16 protein-coding genes are annotated in these 19,708 nt (G+C 71.1%); 10 read left to right on the forward strand and 6 right to left on the reverse strand.

Annotation, left to right across the window (positions count from 1 at the left end):
* Positions 1-88 precede the first annotated feature (88 nt).
* Positions 89-1,567: a leucyl aminopeptidase gene (locus tag EDF51_RS01790; RefSeq protein WP_131846138.1), complete on the reverse strand. Its 1,479-nt coding sequence runs from the start codon at positions 1,565-1,567 to the stop codon at positions 89-91.
* 75 nt (positions 1,568-1,642) lie between these two features.
* Between EDF51_RS01790 and EDF51_RS01795 the strand changes: the two genes are divergently transcribed.
* The 5 genes from EDF51_RS01795 to EDF51_RS01815 all read left to right on the forward strand — a co-directional run bounded on the left by EDF51_RS01795 (position 1,643) and on the right by EDF51_RS01815 (position 7,526).
* Positions 1,643-2,572, forward strand: coding sequence for a PAC2 family protein (locus EDF51_RS01795; RefSeq protein WP_134194005.1), 930 nt, complete (start codon positions 1,643-1,645; stop codon positions 2,570-2,572).
* A 156-nt stretch (positions 2,573-2,728) separates the two neighbouring features.
* The gene (locus EDF51_RS01800; protein ID WP_134193686.1) at positions 2,729-4,048 is read left to right on the forward strand and encodes an MFS transporter; all 1,320 of its coding nucleotides are present in this window, start codon (positions 2,729-2,731) and stop codon (positions 4,046-4,048) included.
* A 193-nt stretch (positions 4,049-4,241) separates the two neighbouring features.
* On the forward strand, positions 4,242-5,492 hold the full coding sequence (locus EDF51_RS01805) for an RNA polymerase sigma factor (protein ID WP_123292681.1): 1,251 nt from the start codon (positions 4,242-4,244) through the stop codon (positions 5,490-5,492).
* Positions 5,493-5,496: 4 nt separating this feature from the next.
* Complete coding sequence (locus EDF51_RS01810) at positions 5,497-6,756, forward strand: MurT ligase domain-containing protein (RefSeq protein ID WP_134193688.1); 1,260 nt, start codon at positions 5,497-5,499, stop codon at positions 6,754-6,756.
* A complete protein-coding gene (locus tag EDF51_RS01815; RefSeq protein ID WP_134193690.1) occupies positions 6,753-7,526 on the forward strand; it encodes a hypothetical protein in 774 nt (257 codons plus the stop codon). The genes EDF51_RS01810 and EDF51_RS01815 overlap by 4 nt, the downstream gene beginning before the upstream one ends.
* Before the next feature lie 137 nt (positions 7,527-7,663).
* On the opposite strand, the gene EDF51_RS01820 is transcribed toward EDF51_RS01815, so the two are convergent.
* On the reverse strand, positions 7,664-7,888 hold the full coding sequence (locus EDF51_RS01820) for a hypothetical protein (protein ID WP_071255055.1): 225 nt from the start codon (positions 7,886-7,888) through the stop codon (positions 7,664-7,666).
* A 168-nt stretch (positions 7,889-8,056) separates the two neighbouring features.
* Between EDF51_RS01820 and EDF51_RS01825 the strand changes: the two genes are divergently transcribed.
* On the forward strand, positions 8,057-10,183 hold the full coding sequence (locus tag EDF51_RS01825; RefSeq protein WP_132100477.1) for a DNA topoisomerase IV subunit B: 2,127 nt from the start codon (positions 8,057-8,059) through the stop codon (positions 10,181-10,183).
* 227 nt (positions 10,184-10,410) lie between these two features.
* Here EDF51_RS01825 and EDF51_RS01830 read toward each other — a convergent pair whose 3' ends face one another.
* A complete protein-coding gene (locus tag EDF51_RS01830; RefSeq protein WP_123292685.1) occupies positions 10,411-12,897 on the reverse strand; it encodes a DNA topoisomerase (ATP-hydrolyzing) in 2,487 nt (828 codons plus the stop codon).
* A gap of 26 nt (positions 12,898-12,923) precedes the next feature.
* On the opposite strand from EDF51_RS01830, the gene EDF51_RS01835 reads away from it, so the two are divergent.
* Positions 12,924-14,090, forward strand: coding sequence for a nucleotide pyrophosphatase/phosphodiesterase family protein (locus EDF51_RS01835; RefSeq protein WP_123938174.1), 1,167 nt, complete (start codon positions 12,924-12,926; stop codon positions 14,088-14,090).
* A gap of 28 nt (positions 14,091-14,118) precedes the next feature.
* Here EDF51_RS01835 and sepH read toward each other — a convergent pair whose 3' ends face one another.
* Positions 14,119-15,144: a septation protein SepH gene (gene sepH / locus EDF51_RS01840; RefSeq protein ID WP_166673478.1), complete on the reverse strand. Its 1,026-nt coding sequence runs from the start codon at positions 15,142-15,144 to the stop codon at positions 14,119-14,121.
* A gap of 276 nt (positions 15,145-15,420) precedes the next feature.
* On the opposite strand from sepH, the gene EDF51_RS01845 reads away from it, so the two are divergent.
* Positions 15,421-15,720: a DUF4193 domain-containing protein gene (locus tag EDF51_RS01845; RefSeq protein ID WP_031263038.1), complete on the forward strand. Its 300-nt coding sequence runs from the start codon at positions 15,421-15,423 to the stop codon at positions 15,718-15,720.
* Positions 15,721-15,819: 99 nt separating this feature from the next.
* On the opposite strand, the gene EDF51_RS01850 is transcribed toward EDF51_RS01845, so the two are convergent.
* A complete protein-coding gene (locus EDF51_RS01850) occupies positions 15,820-17,940 on the reverse strand; it encodes an acyltransferase family protein (RefSeq protein ID WP_134193693.1) in 2,121 nt (706 codons plus the stop codon).
* A 29-nt stretch (positions 17,941-17,969) separates the two neighbouring features.
* Positions 17,970-18,407 (reverse strand): DUF3093 domain-containing protein, encoded by a 438-nt coding sequence (locus EDF51_RS01855; RefSeq protein WP_134193695.1) that lies wholly within the window; start codon positions 18,405-18,407, stop codon positions 17,970-17,972.
* A gap of 66 nt (positions 18,408-18,473) precedes the next feature.
* Between EDF51_RS01855 and dut the strand changes: the two genes are divergently transcribed.
* Entirely contained in the window at positions 18,474-18,965 is a 492-nt protein-coding gene (gene dut / locus EDF51_RS01860) for a dUTP diphosphatase (RefSeq protein WP_111086382.1), read from the forward strand.
* Positions 18,962-19,699, forward strand: a complete 738-nt coding sequence (locus EDF51_RS01865) for a DUF3710 domain-containing protein (RefSeq protein ID WP_243837061.1) — start codon at positions 18,962-18,964, stop codon at positions 19,697-19,699. The genes dut and EDF51_RS01865 overlap by 4 nt, the downstream gene beginning before the upstream one ends.
* Positions 19,700-19,708 lie beyond the last annotated feature (9 nt).

Genomic DNA, 19,708 nt, shown 5'->3' on the forward strand with positions numbered 1-19,708 from the left:
CGACGGTCGGACCGCGTGGTTCCGGTCCCGTCCCGTGCAGTACCGGTGGGAGGCGCGTCGATGCCCCGTCCCACCGGTACCAAACCTACTACTCGGACTGGAGGTCTTCTGCGAGCGCGATGAGCGTCCGGACCATCACACCCGTCGCGCCCTTGCCGAGCCACCCGTAGCCGCCGCCCTTGTGCTCGGACGGGCCGGCGATGTCGAGGTGCGCCCACGGGATGTCCTCGCCGACGAAGCGCTCCAGGAACTTGCCAGCGAGCAGCATGCCGCCGGCCGGGTTGCCGACCGTGGCGTTGACCATGTCGGCGACGTCGCTGGCGAGCCGGGCGTCGAGTTCCTCGGGCAGGGGCATCGGCCAGATCGGCTCCGACACACCCTCGGCCACGGCACGGAGCTTCGCGACGAGGTCGTCGCTGCCCATCAGGCCGGTGGTGCGGTCGCCGAGCGCGACGACCTGCGCGCCGGTCAGGGTGGCGACGTCGACGATCGCGTCGGGCGTCTCGAGCGAGGCGGCGGCCATGCCGTCGCCGAGCACCAGGCGGCCCTCGGCGTCGGTGTTCGTGACCTCGACGGTCTTGCCGTTCTTGAGGGTGAGGACGTCACCCGGGCGGGTCGCCGTGCCCGACGGCATGTTCTCGGCGAGTGCGAGCCAGGCGGTGACGCGCACGTCGAGGCCCAGGCGTGCGGCGGCGACGGTCGCGGCGAGCACCGTGGCGGCGCCGGTCATGTCGGTCTTCATGCCGAGCATCGACGCCGCCGGCTTGAGCGAGAGCCCGCCCGAGTCGAACGTGATGCCCTTGCCGACGAGGGCGAGGTGCTTCGTGGCGGACTCCGGTGCGTAGCGGACGACGACCAGGCGCGGGGGACGCGCCGAACCGCGGCCGACGCCGAGGATGCCGCCGAAGCCCTGCTCCTCGAGCGCCTGCTCGTCGAGGACCTCGACGGTGAGCGGGAGGTCCGAGGCGAGCCCGGTCGCCACGTCGGCGACGTCCTGTGGTCCCAGGTCGCCGGCGGCGGTGTTCACGAGGTCGCGGACCAGCGAGGCGGCGTCGGCCACGATCGCCGGACGGACGGCGGCGTCCGTCGCGGCGGACGGCGCGAGGACCGTCACGCGCTGGTCGCCACGCGTCGGCCCGGTCGTGCCGGCCCCCTTGTGCCGCGTGAAGGCGTAGGCGCCGAGTGCAGCACCTTCGAGTGCGGCCTCGACGAGTGCGTCGGTGTCGGTCGGCAGCGCGAGGGCGATCGACGCGGCGTGCGGCAGCTGGCGGACGGCGCTGCCGGCGGCCGAGCGGTACGCGGCGGCGTCGGTCCCGGTGCCGAGCCCGATGAGCGCGATGCTCGCGGCGTCGACGCCGACGGCCGGGATGCGCACGAGCTGGTCCTTGGCGCCCGTCGCGCCGATCGCCGCGAGGTCGAGGTCGTCGAGCGCCGAGAACGGCGTCGTGGCCGGCTGGGCGATCGTCGCGGGGGCACCGTCGGCACCGGGTCGGACGCCGACCACGAGGACGTCGGCGGAGATCGAGGAGGGGGCGGAGGAGTCGGTGGAGAGCGTCGGTCGGACCATGCTCCAACCCTATCCACGCACTGTTCGCTGTCGGCGTGGTCGTCCCGCGCGGGGGTGTCGGTGGCCCCGCCTAGCATGGGGACGGTGAACCACCCCGAGGAGCTCTACACGTTCGACGAGGCCGCCCCGACCGTGCCGGCCGGGCTGCACCTGGTCGCCGGGCTCACCGGCTTCGCGGACGCCGGTTCGGCCGTTGCCCAGGTCACGACGTCGGTGCTCGAGGACCTCGACACCCAGCTCGTCGCCGAGTTCGACCCCGACGTGCTGCTCGACTGGCGTGCACGCCGGCCCGTCATCACCTTCGAGCACGACCACATCGCCGCCGTCGAGCCGCCCCGGCTGGCGCTGCACCTCGTGCGCGACGAGATCGGCCAGCCGTTCCTGTTCCTGTCCGGGTACGAGCCGGACTTCCAGTGGAACCGGTTCGTGGACGCCGTCACCGGCCTCGCCGCCCAGCTCCAGGTCGCGGACACCACCTGGGTGCAGTCGATCCCGATGCCGGTCCCGCACACCCGCCCGATCAGCCTGACCGTCTCCGGTACCCGCGCCGACCTCGTCGAGCAGATGAGCGTCTGGAAGCCCGAGACCCAGGCGCCCGCGAACGTCCTGCACCTCGTCGAGCACCGGCTCGCATCCACCGGCGAGCAGGTCACCGGGCTCGTCCTGCTCGTCCCGCACTACCTGTCGGACACTGAGTTCCCGGACGCGGCCGTCGCCGCCCTGTCCGGCATCGCTGCGGCTACCGGCCTCATCTTCCCGACGGACGCCCTGCGCGAGGCGGGTCGCGAGTTCCTCACCCGGGTCGAGGAGCAGGTCGCCGGCAACGCCGAACTGCAGCGACTCGTCGGTGTGCTCGAGGAACGCCACGACACGTACATGGAGGGCAACCCGGTCGCGTCGCCGCTCACGGACGTCGACGGCGAGGTGCCGACCGCGGACGCGATCGCGGCCGAGCTCGAGCGCTTCCTGGCGGATCGTCGCACCCAGGGTGACGGCGGCGAGTAGCCGGGTCGGGCCCTGAACGGTCCGGAACGGCGGCCGGGAGGCCCGGGGCGGGCCCGCACCGTCCCTCCCGTCGGTCGTCCGGTCGCGACCAGGACGTCACCAGCGTCGGCGACACACGTCGCGTATCCGGCTCCGCCGGATCGGTAGCCTGTCGGGGTGAACTCCCGTCGCGCCTACCTGATCTGGGGCATCGCGGTGCTCGCCTACGTCCTGGCGGTCGTGCAGCGGTCCTCGCTCGGGGTGTCCGGGGTGGACGCGCAGGACCGGTTCGCCGTCTCGGCGGCGGTGTTGTCCACGCTCGCGGTCGTGCAGATCGCCGTGTACGCCGGACTCCAGATCCCGGTGGGCGTCGCGCTCGACCGGGTGGGGCCGCGCAGGCTCGTCCTGCTCGGCGCCGCGCTGCTCGTGGTCGGCCAGGCGGTCGTGGCCTTCTCGCCGACGATCGGCCCGGCGATCGCGGGCCGGGTGCTCGTGGGTGCCGGCGACGCGATGACGTTCATCTCGGTGATCCGCCTGGTGCCGATGTGGTTCAGCGGTCGGATCCTGCCGCAGATCTCGCAGTGGACGGGCAACCTCGGGCAGATCGGCCAGATCCTGTCGGCGTTCCCGTTCGCGGTGCTCCTGCACGCCGCGGGGTGGACGCCCGCGTTCGGGGTCGCCGCCGCCGCGAGTGCCGTCGGGCTCGTCCTGGCGTTCGTCTTCGTCCGCAACGGCCCCGTGGTCGTGCGGACCGGAACGATCCCGCTGCCGCACTCGTGGGGCGCCGCGTTCCGGACGTTCGGGCACGCGTTGCGTCGACCGGGCACGCAGCTCGGGTTCTGGTCCCACTACGTGACGCAGTCGTCCGGCACGGTGTTCTCGCTGCTGTGGGGTGTCCCGATGCTCCGCGGGCTCGGGTACAGCCCCGCCGAGGCCGCCGGCTTCCTGACGATCATCGTCGCCGTGGGCTTCGTGGCCGGGCCGGTGCTCGGGCTGTTGTGCGCGCGGTTCCCGATGCGCCGATCGAACCTCGTGCTCGGCGTGGTCGTGCTGCTCGCCGTGGTGTGGACCGCGATCCTGCTCTGGCCCGGCCACCCGCCGACCTGGCTGCTCGTGCTCCTCGTCGTGGCGATGGGCATCGGCGGCCCCGGTTCGCTGATCGGGTTCGACTTCGCCCGGACGTTCAACCCCGTGGGTTCCCTCGGGTCCGCGAACGGCGTCGTCAACGTCGGGGGGTTCCTGGCGGCCTTCGTGATGATGTACCTGATCGGGCTGCTGCTCGACGTGATGTCCCGCGTCACCGGTGAGACCGTGTTCGCCTGGGACAACTTCCGCGTGGCCCTCACGGTGCAGTACGTGGTGGTCGGGTTCGGTGTCGCGATGCTGCTGCACGCCCGGCACCGCACGCGCCGGGTGCTCCACGCGGAGGAGGGAATACGCGTCGGACCGCTCTGGGTTGCACTCGTTGCGCGCCTGCGGAAGCGGCACGTGCAATAATGATCACGGACCCACTCAGGACCCCCATCCTGTCGGAGCACTTCGGAGCGCCGATCAACCCGGGGGACTTGACATGGGTCTTAGTGCTGCCCGGAACGGTAGGACTCGACGACGCGGGGGACTGCGGCTCGGGCCCTGGGCGGCGAGGGAGGCCACGACCCCACGAACGTGGCACGACGAGAGAGGTGATCGCATGGCTGCCCGGAGCACGACGATCGATCCCACGAAGGACACTCAGCCCGAAGGTGCTGTGGCAGAGGACGCCACGGACGCCGAGGGAACCGCCGCGCCGAAGAAGCGCGCCACCAAGGCCCCCGCCAAGAAGGCCCCGGCCAAGAAGGCCGCCCCGAAGGCGAAGAAGGTCGACCCCGTCGACGAGGCGAACGAAGCCACCGACGAGCCGACCGAGGACGTCGAGGACACCGACGACAAGGCGATCAAGCCCGACGCCGCCGCTGCGGTCGCCGCTGGCGCGCTCGTCATCTCGCAGACCGACGACGATGAAGCCCCGGTCTACTCGACGACCATCACGGGTGCGACCGCCGACCCGGTGAAGGACTACCTCAAGCAGATCGGCAAGGTCGCCCTGCTCAACGCCGAGCAGGAGGTCGAGCTCGCGATGCGCATCGAGGCCGGCCTGTTCGCCGAGGACAAGCTGCAGCACTCGACCGGGCTGACCAAGCCGGCCGAGCGTGAGCTGCGCTGGGTCGCCCGCGACGGACAGCGCGCCAAGTCGCACCTGCTCGGCGCGAACCTCCGCCTCGTGGTGTCGCTCGCCAAGCGGTACACCGGCCGTGGCATGCAGTTCCTGGACCTCATCCAGGAGGGCAACCTGGGCCTGATCCGTGCGGTCGAGAAGTTCGACTACACCAAGGGCTTCAAGTTCTCGACCTACGCGACGTGGTGGATCCGTCAGGCGATCACCCGCGCCATGGCCGACCAGGCCCGCACCATCCGCATCCCGGTGCACATGGTCGAGGTCATCAACAAGCTCGCTCGTGTCCAGCGCCAGATGCTGCAGGACCTCGGTCGCGAACCCACTCCGGAAGAGCTCGCCCGCGAGCTCGACATGACCCCGGAGAAGGTCGTCGAGGTGCAGAAGTACGGTCGCGAGCCGATCTCCCTGCACACGCCCCTGGGCGAGGACGGCGACTCCGAGTTCGGTGACCTCATCGAGGACACCGAGGCGGTCGTGCCGGCCGACGCGGTGGGCTTCACCATGCTGCAGAAGCAGCTCGAGAGCCTGCTCGACTCCCTGTCCGAGCGCGAAGCGGGCGTCATCCGCATGCGCTTCGGCCTCGGTGACGGCCAGCCGAAGACCCTCGACCAGATCGGTGACACGTTCGGCGTGACGCGTGAGCGCATCCGTCAGATCGAGTCCAAGACGATGGCGAAGCTCCGCCACCCGTCGCGGTCGCAGTCGCTGCGCGACTACCTCGAGTAGGCCGATGCGGTTCTTCATCCCGATCCTGATCGGGCGGATCCTCCGTGCCCTCGCGAGAGCGCGGGGCGGGGGATCCGCGTACCCCGGCTTCATCGTGCTCAAGCTCGTGCCGGACTTCCTGCAGCACGTGACGAAGCAGTTCCCGAACGGCGTCGTCTTCGTGCTCGGCTCGAACGGCAAGTCGACGACCACGCACATGATCTCGGACATCGTCCGGGCGCACGGGCTCCGCGTCTTCACGAACCCGTCCGGGGCGAACCTGCCGCAGGGCATCGCGTCGGCACTGCTGTCCGAGGTGTCGCTGACCGGTCGCCTGAAGGCGGACATCGGCATCCTCGAGGTCGACGAGGCCTTCGCGGTCGAGCTCGCCGGCATCCTGTCGCCGTCCACGGTGACGATGCTCAACGTGCAGGTCGACCAGCTGTACCGGTTCTTCGAGACCGAACGCGTCGCCGACATGATGCTCGACACCGCGGCACTGTCCACGGCGAACGTCATCACGAACCGTGACGACCAGTTCCTCGACGCCTACGTGGCGCGCACCGGCCAGCGGGTGCTGCGCTTCGGTGCGAGTGCCGAGGTCGTCGCCGCCGCACCGAACGGCCTGCAGAACGCCGACGACTTCGACCGGCAGGACGCCCAGCCGAACGCCGCTGAGTCAGAGGTCGTCGTGAACACCGGTGACGGTGCGACGATCCGCTTCGACGGTGCCGACATCGCGGTGCGCCTGCCCGCACGCGGCCTGCACTACGCGGTCGACGCTGCTGCTGCCACCGCCACGGCCAGCGCGGCACTCGGCACGCAGTTCCGCGCCGACGCCGTCACGAAGGCCTTCGGCACGATGAAGCCGGCGTACGGCCGCGGGGAACGACTCCCCATCGCCGGCGAGTCCGCAGAGTTCACGATGTTCAAGAACGCCGCGAGCCTCCAGCTCAACCTCGACGCGCTGCCGGACCGCCCCGAGCAGGTCCTCATGGCGATCGACGAGGGCACGCCGGACATCTCGTGGATCTACGACATCGACTTCTCGAAGCTCGACCACGTCGACGTCGTCTCCGGTGACAAGGCCTGGCAGATCGCGATCGCCCTCGAGCACGCCGGTGTCCGCATCGGCCGGGTCGACCCCGACGTCGAGGCCGCGATCAAGCACATGGAGCAGCTCGGCTCGACGACCAGCGGGACGAAGAATTTCATCGTCAACTACGAGATCATGATGATCGCCCGCAAGGCCCTCGGCCACCCGGACATGGAGAAGACCGCATGACGGCCGACCGGCTGACCATCCTGCACGTCTACCCCCGGCAGATGGGCGTCTCGGGGGACCGCGGCAACGTCGCGGCCCTCGTCCGCCGTGCCGCCGCAGCCGGCCTCGACACCGAGGTGCTCGAGTACGGTCCCGGCGACGACCTGCCCGCCGCGGCCGACGTCGTGGTCATCGGCAACGGTCCGCTCAGCGCGATGCGCTCGCTCGGTGCCGACGTCGCCCGCATCGCCGCTCCGCTCCGTTCGTTCGCGAGTGACGGTGTGCCGGTCATCGCGGTCGGCGGCGGGTTCGACCTGGCGACGAACGAGGTCGTGCCCACCGAGGGTGCTCCGCTCGCCGGGTTCGGCGTGTTCGACGCACGAGCCGTCCGTGGTGCCGAACGTCGGGTCAACTACTTCGTCCTCGAGACCCGGTACCCGCTGCTCCCCGGTGCGTCGAAGCGGCTCGCCGGCTTCGAGGACCACGCCACCACGATCGAGCTCGCGGCCGGGGTCACCCCCTTCGCCGACGTCGTGTCCGGCGGCGGCAACCAGGCGGGCGCCCCGGTCGAGGGTGCGATCGTCGGCACGTCGTTCGGCACGCACACGCAGGGTCCGATCCTGCCGCTCAACCCGCAGCTGACCGATGGTGTCCTCGCCGCGGCCGCCGCACGGCTGGGCCGCGAGTACTCGCCGGACCCGGAGCAGACGGCGACCATCGACCGCTACGCACGCGAGGCGCGCGCGACGGTCGATCGTTACGTCGACAAGGCGTTCAAGCGCATCGCGTGACGCTCACGAAGGCCGGGTCCCGACGGGACCCGGCCTTCGTCGTCTCCGCGCGTTCTGAGACGGGCAACAGACAGACGGGAGGCCCGGTGCCAGCTGGCACCGGGCCTCCCGTCTTGCTGTGCTCGCGCCTTCGCGCGCTACTTCGACTCGTAGAGTCGGCTGCTCTCGTCGTGCCACTCGATGGCGGTCGCCGCGAGCTTGTCCTTGAACTCGGCGCCGTGGTGCGCGCAGAAGAAGAGCTCGCCGCTCGACATGGTGGCTCGGATGTAGGCCTGCGCTCCGCAGCTGTCGCAACGGTCGGCGGCGGTCAGCTGGTGGTTGCTGACTTCGTCGATGGAGGGGTCCTGCACGGTCTGGGTCATTGCTGTGCTCCTCACGGATCGCAGGTGGTGCCGGGTGGTTGCACCATTTCAACACGTGATGCCTGAGAACGATGCATTGTGCAGCGCTGTTTCGCTGAGCGCGGATCGGTTGTCCCCAGTGCGAGTGTCCGCGCCGAGGGTGTCGGTGCCGCTCGGTAGCATCGGACGGTGAGCTCCGACTACTCCGCACGCCATCTCTCCGTCCTCGAAGGGCTCGAGGCGGTCCGGAAGCGTCCGGGGATGTATATCGGCTCGACCGACTCCCGTGGGCTCATGCACTGCCTGTGGGAGATCATCGACAACTCCGTCGACGAAGCCCTGGCGGGGCACGGCGACGAGATCGGCGTCGTGCTGCACGCCGACGGTTCGGTCGAGGTCCGCGACACCGCTCGTGGCATCCCGGTGGACGTCGAACCGAAGACCGGACTGACCGGCGTCGAGGTCGTGTTCACCAAGCTGCACGCCGGTGGCAAGTTCGGGTCGGGGTCGTACGCGGCGTCCGGCGGACTGCACGGCGTCGGTGCCTCGGTGGTCAACGCCCTGTCCGAGCGCCTCGACGTCGAGGTCGACCGCGGCGGCAGGACCTACGCCATGTCGTTCCACCGCGGCGAGCCCGGCACGTTCGACGACGCCGAGGGCATCGGTCCGGACGCCCCGTTCAGCCCGTTCACCTCGGGCAGCGAGCTTCGGGTGGTCGGCAAGGTGAAGAAGGGCGTCACGGGTTCCCGGATCCGGTACTGGGCGGACCGGCAGATCTTCACCGCCGATGCGCGGTTCAGCACCGATGACCTGGTCACCCGGGCGCGGCAGACGGCGTTCCTGGTGCCCGGACTCGGCATCACGATCACCGACGAGCGCGTGTCCTCGATCGAGGCCGCAGCTGCGCGTGCCGAGGCGACGGGGACCGCCGTCGAGGCCGGCCCGGTCGTCGAGCGCTTCCGCTACGAGGGCGGCATCGGCGAGTTCGTCGAGCACCTCGCGGCCGACACCGCCGTCACCGACGTCTGGCGCGTGCAGGGCACCGGGACCTTCACCGAGACCGTCCCGATGCTCGACGACAAGGGCCACATGGTGTCGACCTCGGTCGAGCGCTCCTGCGAGGTGGACCTCGCGCTGCGGTGGGGCGACGGCTACGAGACGGTGTTCCGCAGCTTCGTCAACATCATCGCCACGCCGAAGGGCGGCACGCACCAGGCCGGCTTCGAGTCCGGTCTGGTCAAGGCCGTCCGAGCACAGGTCGAGGCGAACGCCCGCAAGCTCAAGGTCGGGCAGGACAAGCTCGACAAGGACGACGTGCTCGCCGGCATGACCGCCGTGCTGACCGTCCGACTGCCCGAGCCGCAGTTCGAGGGGCAGACGAAGGAGATCCTCGGCACGCCGGCGGTGCGCAAGATCGTCGACCAGGTCGTGTCGAAGCGCATCACCGAGATCCTGACGTCGACGCAACGCACCGAGAAGGCCCAGGCCGCGACCCTGCTCGAGAAGGTCGTCGCCGAGATGAAGACCCGCATCTCGGCCCGCGCCCACAAGGAAACGCAGCGCCGGAAGAACGCGCTCGAGAACTCCTCGTTGCCGACGAAGCTCGCGGACTGCCGGTCGCAGGAGACCGAGGGCACCGAGCTCTTCATCGTCGAGGGCGACTCGGCGCTGGGGACCGCGAAGCTCGCACGCAACAGCGAGTACCAGGCGCTGCTGCCGATCCGCGGCAAGATCCTCAACGTGCAGAAGGCGTCCGTGTCGGACATGCTGTCGAACGTCGAGTGCGCGTCGATCATCCAGGTCATCGGTGCCGGCTCCGGCCGGACGTTCGAGATCGACCAGGCGCGCTACGGCAAGGTCATCATCATGTCGGACGCCGACGTCGACGGCGCCCACATCCGCACGCTGCTGCTGACCCTGTTCTTCCGGTACATGCGACCGATGATCGAGCAGGGCCGGGTGTTCGCCGCCGTGCCGCCGCTGCACCGGGTGGTCGTGGTGAACCGCGGCAAGCCGAACGACACGCTCTACACGTACTCCGAGCAGGAACTGCAGACCGTGCTGAAGAAGCTCGAGAAGACCGGCAAGAAGTACCAGGAGCCGATCCAGCGGTACAAGGGTCTCGGTGAGATGGACGCCGACCAGCTGGCCGAGACCACGATGGACCGCGCGCACCGGACCCTGCGGCGGGTGAACATCACGCACGCCGAGAGCGCGGCGAAGGTGTTCGAGCTGCTCATGGGCAACGACGTGGCCCCGCGCAAGGAGTTCATCCTGGCCGGCGAGGGTCTGGACCGTGACCGCATCGACGCGTAGCCGCGCGGCGGCGCTGGCCGCGCGGCCGCTGGCGCCGCTGGCCCGAGTCTCGGCCTCAGCGACTCGTCTCGGGCTGCGTGCTCGGATTTCGGTCGCTCAGCCCGAGTCTCGGTGCCGCCAGCGCGACACGGTGCCGCCACCGTGCGCGGTCCGTGCCGCCAGCGCGACAGTGCCCCGCGAACTGTTCGCGGGACACTGTCGCTTTCGCAGGGAGGGGCTGCCGCGCGCTACGCGTCGCCAGCGGTGCCGTCGAGCGCCGCAGCACTGCCACCGATCGAGCCGATGACCGCCTCGAGCGGCGCACCCGACCCGTCACGCTTCGACAGCCAGTCGGGCAGGGTCCGCGCGGCGCCGTCCGTGCCGACCGCGTGCGGGGGAGCGATGCCCGCCCAGCCCACGGTGAGCCCGTCCTCGCCCTTCAGGAACGCGTGCGCCCGGACACCCTGGGTCGCCCGGCCCTTGGCGGGGAACTCGGACAGGGCGGAGACCTTGGCGCGGCCGGAGTCGGTGCCCGGAAGCGCCGTGGAGGTCGTGGACACGGTGGCGACCACGGCGTCGTCGGACCGGGCGACGGACCCGAACCAGATCACCGAGGACCCGGACGCCAGCGCCATGCCCGCGACACCGCCGGCCGGCAAGCCCTGGGCACGGACGCCGGACGCGGGGAAGCGCAGGAGCTGGGCGTTCGAGCTGATGAACACCAGGTCGTCGGACTCGGGTGCCTGGGCAGCGCCGACCACCGCATCGCCGGGCTTCAGGCCGATGGCGACGAACTCGGGCTTGTCGGGCCAGGCTCCGGGGACGACGCGCTTCACGACGCCCTGCGCGGTACCGATGGCGAGGGAGTCCGACGACGCGCCGGACAGGTCGACGAGTGCAACGACCGTCTCGCCCTTGGTGAGCACCAGGAAGTCGGTGACCCGTACGCCGGCGTCGAGCCGGACCGCGGCGGGCGGCACCGCCGGGACGTCGACGGGGGAGAGCCGCAGGACCCGCCCGGTCGAGGTCAGCGCGCCGACCTGGCCCCGGACGGTGCTCACCACGGCGGACCGGACGGCGTCGTGCTTGGAGCGCTTCGGCACGCGGACGATGCTGAGCTCCGACGTCGGGATGTCGACGCGGATGAGCCGTCCGGTGGTCGAGAGCAGCACGCGGCACGGCGAGTCGGCGACCTGGAGCGACTCCGGGTCGACCGCGGCCTTGCGACCGCCCTTGACGGGGGCGTCGGCCTCGGTGAGCAGCGTGCGGCGCGGGGTGGCGAACTTGTCGGAGACCTCGGTGAGCTCGAGTGCGACCTGGGCACGGAGCCGTTCATCGGACGCCAGGAGTTCCTCGAGGGCAGCGATGTCGGCGAGCAGCTGGTCACGCTCGGCCTCGAGCTCCATGCGCGAGAACTTCGTCAGGCGTCGGAGCCGCAGTTCGAGGATGTACTCGGCCTGCACCTCGGACAGGTCGAAGACGTCGCGGAGACGGCTCCGTGCGGCTTCGGAGTCGTCCGAGGTGCGGATGACCTGGATGACCTCGTCGATGTCGAGGATCGCGATGAGCAGGCCCTCGACCAGGTGCAGCCGCTCGCGACGACGCGCGAGCCGGTACTCCGACCGCCGGGTGACGACCGACAGCCGGTGCTGCACGTAGACGTCGAGCAGCTCGCGCAGCCCGAGCGTGCGCGGGGACCCGCCGACGAGCGCGACGTTGTTGATGCCGAAGCCGTCCTCGAGCGGGGTGTGCTTGTACAGCTGCTCGAGCACCGCGGTGGGGTTGAAGCCGCTCTTGATGCCGATCACGAGCCGCAGCCCGTGGTTGCGGTCGGTCAGGTCGTTGACGTCCGATATGCCGACGAGCTTCTTGGACTGGACGCCGTCCTTGATCTTCTCGATGACGCGCTCGGGGCCGACCAGGTACGGCAGCTCGGTGACGACGAGCCCGACCTTGCGCGGGGTGAGGTTCTCGACGCTCACCTTCGAGCGGGTCCGGAACGTGCCGCGCCCGGTGGCGTAGGCGTCGCGGACCCCGGAGAGCCCGACGATGGTGCCACCGGAGGGCAGGTCCGGCCCCGGGACGAACTCCATCAGCTCTTCGAGGGTCGCCTGCGGGTTCATCAGCAGGTGCTTCGCGGCCTCGACCACCTCGCCCAGGTTGTGCGGCGCCATGTTCGTCGCCATGCCGACCGCGATGCCCGACGCGCCGTTGACGAGCAGGTTCGGGAACGCCGCGGGCAGGACGCCGGGCTGCATGATCTGGTTGTCGTAGTTCGGGACGAAGTCGACGACGTCCTCGCCGAGGCCCTCGGTCATCGCCATCGACGGTTCGGCCAGGCGGGCTTCGGTGTACCGGGCGGCAGCGGGACCGTCGTCGAGCGATCCGAAGTTGCCGTGGCCGTCGATCAGCGGCACGCGCATCGTGAACGGCTGCGCCATCCGCACCAGGGCGTCGTAGATCGCGCCGTCGCCGTGCGGGTGCAGCTTGCCCATCACCTCGCCGGTGACGCGGGCGCTCTTGACGTGCCCGCGGTCGGGCCGCAGGCCCATCTCGGCCATCTGGTACAGGATGCGCCGCTGGACGGGCTTCAGGCCGTCGCGCGCATCGGGCAGCGCCCGCGAGTAGATGACGGAGTACGCGTACTCGAGGAAGGAGCCCTGCATCTCCTCGGAGACGTCGACGTCCTCGATGCGCTCACCGTCGGGCAGGCCGACTGCGTCCGTGCGTGCCATGGCACCTTTCTGGAAGACTCGTTGGAATGGGAACAAGCGTACCGACGGCCCCCGACGCCGCCGCGAACCTCGCCGACGTCTTCCCGAGTTGCCTCGTGGCGCTCGGGGCTGCGGACGGCGCGTGGTCGCGTGACCACGGCCTGGAGGCCCGGATCGCCCTCCGTCCCGCCCGTTCCGCGATCGTCGTCCTGGTCGACGGCCTCGGGAGCGTCGCGCTGTCGGCTCGCGCCGGACACGCCCGCTGGCTCACGGCCGCCAAGGGGTCCGGCACCGCGAAGAAGCTGCGCAGCGGGTTCCCGACCACGACAGCCGCGGCGCTGAGCACCCTGACCACCGGACGGTCGCCCGGCACGCACGGCGTCGTCGGCTACAGCGGCTGGAACCCGGACACCGGCGCCGTGATGAACCTCCTGGGCGGGTGGGACACCGAGGTCCCCGCGGACTGGTTCCTCACCGAGACGCTCTTCACCCGCGCCGCGGAGCTCGGCGTCGACCCCGTCGTCATCGGCCCCGATCGGTACCGGGCGTCGGGCATGACCGCGAACGTCCTCGGCGGCGCGCGGTACGTGTCGGCGGACACGATCCCGGAGCGCATCGACGCTGCCCTGGCCGAGACCGCCACCGGTCGGTCGCTCGTGTACCTGTACGTGCCGGAGCTCGACTCGATCGGGCACAAGTCCGGGTGGCAGTCCGACCGGTGGACGGCGACGCTCGAGCTGCTCGACGGCGAGCTCGCCCGCCTCGATGCCCGCGGTGCGCCGGACGTCGGCGTCCTCGTCACCGCGGACCACGGTGTGCTCGACGTGCCCGACCACGCGAACATCGCCATCGACCCGCTCCTGTTGACGGACGTCGTCGGGGTGGCGGGCGATCCGCGCTGCCGCCAGCTCACGGTGGCGCCGGGCACCGACGTGCGCGGGCTGGTCGGGGCGTTCCGGGCGCGCTACGGCAAGAAGGCGTACGTCGCGAGCCGCGACGAGGCGATCGCCGCCGGGTGGTTCGGTGCGGTCTCGCCGCAGGTCGTTCCGCGCATCGGCGACGTGATCGTCGTGGCACGCGGGTCGTGGGCGTTCAACGACGACCGCGCGCTGCGTGACGGCGAGGTGCCGAAGCGCATGATCGGTCAGCACGGCGCGATGACCGACGAGGAGACGTTCGTCCCGCTGCGGCTCGCCGGGGCGTTCGCGCAGTAGCAGCCGGCCGCGGGTCAGTCCGAGCTGATCAGGCCGGGTCCTCCGGGCGGGTGCCGAAGACGATCTCGTCCCAGCTCGGCATCGACCGGCGGTTGCGCTTCTTGCGCTCGGCGCGGCCCTCTGCTTCGGGCGCCGATGCCGGACGGGCGTCGGCGGACGGCGGGACGGTGTCGCCCTCGGGCTCCTCCTCGAACCCCTGCAGCGGGATGTCGACGACGCTGATCGAGGTGCCGCGGGCCGGCTCGTCGCGCTGCTCGCCGAACGAGGCGGCCTCGCGCTCCCCACGGCGGCGGCGGAGCGCCTCGAGCAGGTCGGCGGTCTCGTTGCCGGGTGCGCGCTCCTCGACGGCCGCCTGGCCGATGCGGGGCAGGGGTGCACGGAGCGGGGCGCGGTCGGGGACGTCGGGGTTCGTGACGGCCTCGTCCTCTTCCTCGACGCGGAAGGCGCCGGAGTCGAAGCGGGTGCCGTCGTCATCCTGCTGCTCGTACTCCACGGCGCGCAGGCGGGGCGCGATGCCCTCGTCGTCGGTGTGCGAGAGCCGGTGCGCGTCGCCGTTGTCGGGCACGAGCGTCGAGGTCTTCGGGTCGAAGCGCCACTGGGCGTCGTGCTCGACCTCGGCCGCGGTGTAGCGGACCCGGACCTGCCAGCCGCTCTCCGGGTGCTTCCACGAGCCCCAGCTGATCGCGGTGGCCTCGCCGGCCTCGAGCTTCGCGGTGATCGCCGCGCCGAAGGTGTCGGGGGCCTCGTCGTCGACCGGGGTCACCGGGACGCGGTGCGAGGCGTCGAGGACGAACGCGCGCTCGGCGAGCACGGGGCCCTCGAATCGTCGGACGTACTCGACGTCGACGTCGAGCGCGGCCGCGACCTCGGCGGCGTCGGCACCACCACGGATGCGTGCCTGGACGTCCTTGGGGGAGACCCGCTTCTGCGGACCGGCGTCGGGGTTGGCCTGACGGACCTGCCCCGGCAGCGAGGACGTGACGGGCAACCGGAACTCGGTACCGCCGTCGGTCGCCAGGAGGAGTGCGCCTGCCTCGACTCCGATGACTCTCACGTCTTGCATGGTCCAGCCTTCCCAGCGTCGCGTACGGTCGTGCGTCGTACCCCGTGAGTATGCAGTGGTCGCGGACGGTTTCCACGGAGGCGCACGGGCGTGCCGCGGAGTCTGCGCATCAGTGGCGACGGGTGTCGGGAATGTCCCGATCCGGTCACGGGTTGCAGCGCCGTGACGACCCGCCGCAGATCTCGGTTTGCACTCTGGCGGGACGTAGTGCAAACTGTCGCCGCCGATCACCCGGCGACGACCTCTCGATACGAGAAATGGATGGGCATGGCCACCGATTACGACGCCCCCCGGAAGACCGATGACAACTCCGATTCGGAGTCGATCGAGGCCCTCAAGGAGCGCGTTCCCGACAAGATGTCGGGGGTCGTCGACGATGATTCGGACAACCCCGGCAGCTTCGAACTCGCCGGGCAGGACCTGAGCGACGTCGACCTCGACGTCGTGGTGCTGCCCCCGCAGGTCGATGAGTTCACCTGCGTCGAGTGCTTCCTCGTGAAGCACCGCTCCCAGCTCGACCACGAGTCGAAGCTCGGGCCGGTCTGCGCGGAATGCGCAGCGCTCTAGACGCACTGATGACCGAAGGCCCCGCATCCTCCAGGATGCGGGGCCTTCGTCGTACGGTGCGGTGCGGACGCGCGCCGGGCCTCCCGTCAGCTGTGCGTGTCAGCGTCGCAGCAACGCGTCCCAGTCGACTGCGCGACGCAGCACCGGGACCAGGCGGTCCGCGAACGCTCTCGTGGTGTGCACCTGGTCGACCCGGACGAGCGTGTCGTCGATCACCGCGGGGCACGACGAGCCGTCGCTGCTGCACGACCACGCGGCCATGTCGACGTACGCCGCGCCCGGCCCGCTCGAGCGGACCGCGGCGGCCTCCGAGGTGCGTTTCGCTCGGGCGTCCGGGGTGACCGAAGCGGCGCACGGTCCGAACCCGTGGATCCGGTCGGGGCACGTGGATGTGTCCGGACCGTACTGGGGTGCGCTGAGCACGAGCACGCGGCGGTGGTCGCGGCGGAACGCGCGGATCGTCTCGGCCATCGACCGTTCCCAGAGCGCGGCTGCACGGCCCGCTGGGAGGTCGCCGAGGTGCTCCCGGTACTCGCCCGTGACGGCGCTGATGACCACGAGTCGGGGGTCAGCCGCTGTGACCGCCCGGTGGAGGGCCCGTTTGGCCGTCAGACAGGCATCGGACCACCGGTGCCGCACCGCGCGTGTCGGGATGACGGCGCTGCAGCTCGCCACGCCTGTCACGCCGATGGCGGTACCCGTCGGTAGCGCTCCGACGACGGTCGGCGACCACGCGACGGTGGTGGAGTCGCCGACCACGAGCACATCGGCCCCGGTCGTCGTGCCGCACGTCCGGAGGGGCTCGCCGACGCCGACGAGGCAGCCGCCGTCCCGCATGGCGGGTGGCAGGGAGGCGCGGGTGGCACCGGCGGCGAGTGCTGTGGCGTCCGGGTGCCCGTCGACGGCCACGGCGGTGCGGAGTGCGCGAGCGTCCGCGAACGGGAGTCGCTCGGGGGCGTTCGTGGGTGGTCGCTCGAGCAGCCGCGCCGCGGAGGCCGGATCCCCGACGGTCATCGTGGCGACCGACAGTGTGACCACGATCGCCGGGACCACCAGTGGGAGCCGTCGGAGGCGTCGGAGGCGCTGTCGGTGTCGTGGCCGGTGCCCGGCGGGACGTCGGGTCCGGAGCGGCTCCTCGACGTACCGCGTCGAGAGGGTGGCGAGCACGAGTGTGACCGTCACCGCAGCCGCCGTGCCCATCGCCCCGGGGGCGACGACGGCGGCGAACACCAAGAGTGGCCAGTGCCAGAGGTACGCCGAGTAGGAGACCCGGCCGAGCGCGACCACGGGCCGGACCACCCACCGCACCGCGGGGAGCCGGAGCTGCAGGTCGCCGGCCACGAGCACCAATGCGGTCCCGACGACGACCGGGACCGTCGGGAACGGTGACACGGGGGCGAGGAGCACCCCGATGATGACGCCACCCGCGCCGACCGATCCGAGCCCGACGGTGACGGCTGTCGGCAGTGCCCGCGGCGTCGGGTGCGCGGTCACGGTCGACCGCGTCGCCACGGTCGGCAGCGTCGCCACGGTCGGCAGCGTCGCCACGGTCGCTCCGAGGAGGAGCTCCCATGCCCGGGCCCAGGTCTGGAAGTAGGCAGAGTCCGTGACGGGACCGGCGCCGACGGCGACGACGGTCCCGACGGCCGTGAGCGCGGCGACCACAACAGGGACCAAACGAGCGCGCCGACGTCCGCAGACCGCCAGGACGGCGAGCAGGAGCACCGGCCACACGGCGTAGAACTGCTCCTCGACGGCCAGCGACCAGAAGTGCCGGAGCGGCGAGGCCGCGGTCTCGGCGAAGTAGTCGGCATCCTGCCGGACGAGATGCCAGTTCATCGTGCCGACGAGCGCCGCGAGGGCGTCGCCGAGCACGGACACGAACCTGGGCCGGAACCAGAGCGCCGCCGAGACCGACACGGTGACGACGACGACCACGAGCGCGGCGGGGAGGAGACGCCGGATCCGACGGACCGCGAACCCGACGAGGTCGATGCGGCCGGTGCGGACGTGCTCAGCGAGCAGGCTCCGCGTGATCACGAACCCGGAGAGGACGAAGAACACGTCGACTCCGAGCCACCCGCCGGCAGGGGTGCCGAGCGCGTGTTCGGTGATCACCAGGGCGACCGCGACGCCGCGAAGGGCCTCGACATCGATCCGCTTCGTACTGGGTGGTTTCGTACGGGGTGGTTTCGTACGGGGTGGTGGAGAACGATCCATCACCCCAGACTGGCATGTGAGATACCAGGTCAGCGCGTATGTTGCATGGCCTCGACCACCTTGGTGGGCTGCCGGACGCTGACCAGCCAGTAGGGCGTCGGGTCGGCGTCGTCGCGGACCTCGACCTTGACGACCCCGCGCACGTAGCCGCGGAAGAGCGTCCACGCTCGTGCGTCGAGCTTCGGGCCGCGCTGCGTGGTCGCCTCGGCGCCCTCGAACGCCTCGACGCTGCCGACGAGTGCGCGGGGGAGGTGCGCCTTGCCGGCGCGGAACTCGCTGTCCGTGACCTCGATGGTGGGTGCGAGTGCCCACAGGAGCACGAGGGCGCCGAGCTCCATTCCGATCGCCACGAGCACACCGGCGAGCACGCTGATGGGCAGGAACACGAGCAGGGTGGCGGGGATGACGAGCGCCGTCGCCAGGTACAGGGCGGGCGGGGCCCAGAGTCGTTCGCGGTACAGGGTCACGGGTCCATTCGACCACGACTCGGAGCAGGTCACGGTCGGGTCACGTCTCTGCACTACCCTCGACACGTGACCGAACCAGTCGACGTCCTCTGGACCGGGGAGAACCGCCCCGGACACGCCCACCCCGGCGACGCCGGTGCCGACCTCGTCTCGACCGAGGCCTTCGTGCTGCAGCCGGGCGAGCGCCACCTGGCCGCGACCGGGCTGCGGATCGCGCTCCCCGAGGGGTACGCCGCGTTCGTGGTCCCGCGCAGCGGGCTCGCCGCCAAGCACGGCATCACCATCGTCAACAGCCCGGGCACGGTCGACTCCGGGTACCGCGGCGAGATCAAGGTCTCGCTGCTCAACACCGACCGGTCCGAACCGTACGAGGTGCACGTGGGTGACCGGATCGCACAGCTGATCGTCATGCCCGTGCCGCGGGTGACGTACACGCACGTCGAGGAACTCCCCGACAGCGTCCGGGGCCAGGGTGGCTTCGGCTCGTCCGGCTACGGTGACCGGAGCGGTGCCGTGACCGGCGCCGCCGATGATGTTCAGGAAGGAACGCGCGCATGAAGTTCGGTCGACGCAAGCGTGACGAGGGCGAGGTGGCCGAGGTCGAGGTTGCCGAGGCCGTCGCCGACGAGGTCGAGATCGCGGACACGACCCCCGAGGTCGACATCGCGACGGACGCCGACGCGGACCTCGACGAGGTCGACGGGGTCGCCCCGACGGACAAGTCCGCACCCGATGACCGTGCCGAGAACGGCCCGCACGACGAGACCGAGGCGAACCTGGTCCGTCCGTACGTCGACCTGGGCGGCGTGAAGGTCCTGCCGCGCGAAGGCCTGCACCTGCGCCTCGAGGTCGAGGAGGGCTCGCAGCGCGTCGTCGCGGTCGGGCTCGACTACGACGACTCGACGCTGCAGGTCCAGCCGTTCGCCGCACCCCGCTCGACGGGGCTGTGGCACGAGATCCGCGCACAGATCGCCGAGCAGATCGAGCGCCAGGGCGGTGTCGTGACCGAGGTCGACGGCCCGTTCGGCCCCGAGCTCCGCGCGTCCGTGCCGGTCGCGGTCGACGGGGACGGCGGCGCCGCCGGCGTCCGGCCGGCCCGTTTCGTCGGCGTCGACGGCCCCCGGTGGTTCCTGCGCGGCGTGATCGCCGGCAAGGCCGCCGAGCAGCCCGACGACGCGAGCGAGATCGAGGAGCTGTTCCGCAGCGTCGTCGTCGTGCGTGGCACGACGCCGATGCCGCCGCGCGACCTCATCCCGCTGCACATGCCGAAGTCGACGCAGACCGCGATCTGACGACCTGAC

It is taken from the genome of Curtobacterium sp. PhB25, from assembly GCF_004365375.1.
Taxonomy (GTDB): domain Bacteria; phylum Actinomycetota; class Actinomycetes; order Actinomycetales; family Microbacteriaceae; genus Curtobacterium.

Bases quoted from the DNA above. Each gene is read 5' to 3' on its own strand.
- EDF51_RS01790 (WP_131846138.1), bottom strand. From the start codon at position 1,567: ATGGTCCGACCGACGCTCTCCACCGACTCCTCCGCCCCCTCCTCGATC.
- EDF51_RS01795 (WP_134194005.1), top strand. From the start codon at position 1,643: ATGGGGACGGTGAACCACCCCGAGGAGCTCTACACGTTCGACGAGGCC.
- EDF51_RS01805 (WP_123292681.1), top strand. From the start codon at position 4,242: ATGGCTGCCCGGAGCACGACGATCGATCCCACGAAGGACACTCAGCCC.
- EDF51_RS01810 (WP_134193688.1), top strand. From the start codon at position 5,497: ATGCGGTTCTTCATCCCGATCCTGATCGGGCGGATCCTCCGTGCCCTC.
- EDF51_RS01815 (WP_134193690.1), top strand. From the start codon at position 6,753: ATGACGGCCGACCGGCTGACCATCCTGCACGTCTACCCCCGGCAGATG.
- EDF51_RS01820 (WP_071255055.1), bottom strand. From the start codon at position 7,888: ATGACCCAGACCGTGCAGGACCCCTCCATCGACGAAGTCAGCAACCAC.
- EDF51_RS01830 (WP_123292685.1), bottom strand. From the start codon at position 12,897: ATGGCACGCACGGACGCAGTCGGCCTGCCCGACGGTGAGCGCATCGAG.
- EDF51_RS01835 (WP_123938174.1), top strand. From the start codon at position 12,924: ATGGGAACAAGCGTACCGACGGCCCCCGACGCCGCCGCGAACCTCGCC.
- EDF51_RS01845 (WP_031263038.1), top strand. From the start codon at position 15,421: ATGGCCACCGATTACGACGCCCCCCGGAAGACCGATGACAACTCCGAT.
- EDF51_RS01850 (WP_134193693.1), bottom strand. From the start codon at position 17,940: ATGGATCGTTCTCCACCACCCCGTACGAAACCACCCCGTACGAAACCA.
- EDF51_RS01865 (WP_243837061.1), top strand. From the start codon at position 18,962: ATGAAGTTCGGTCGACGCAAGCGTGACGAGGGCGAGGTGGCCGAGGTC.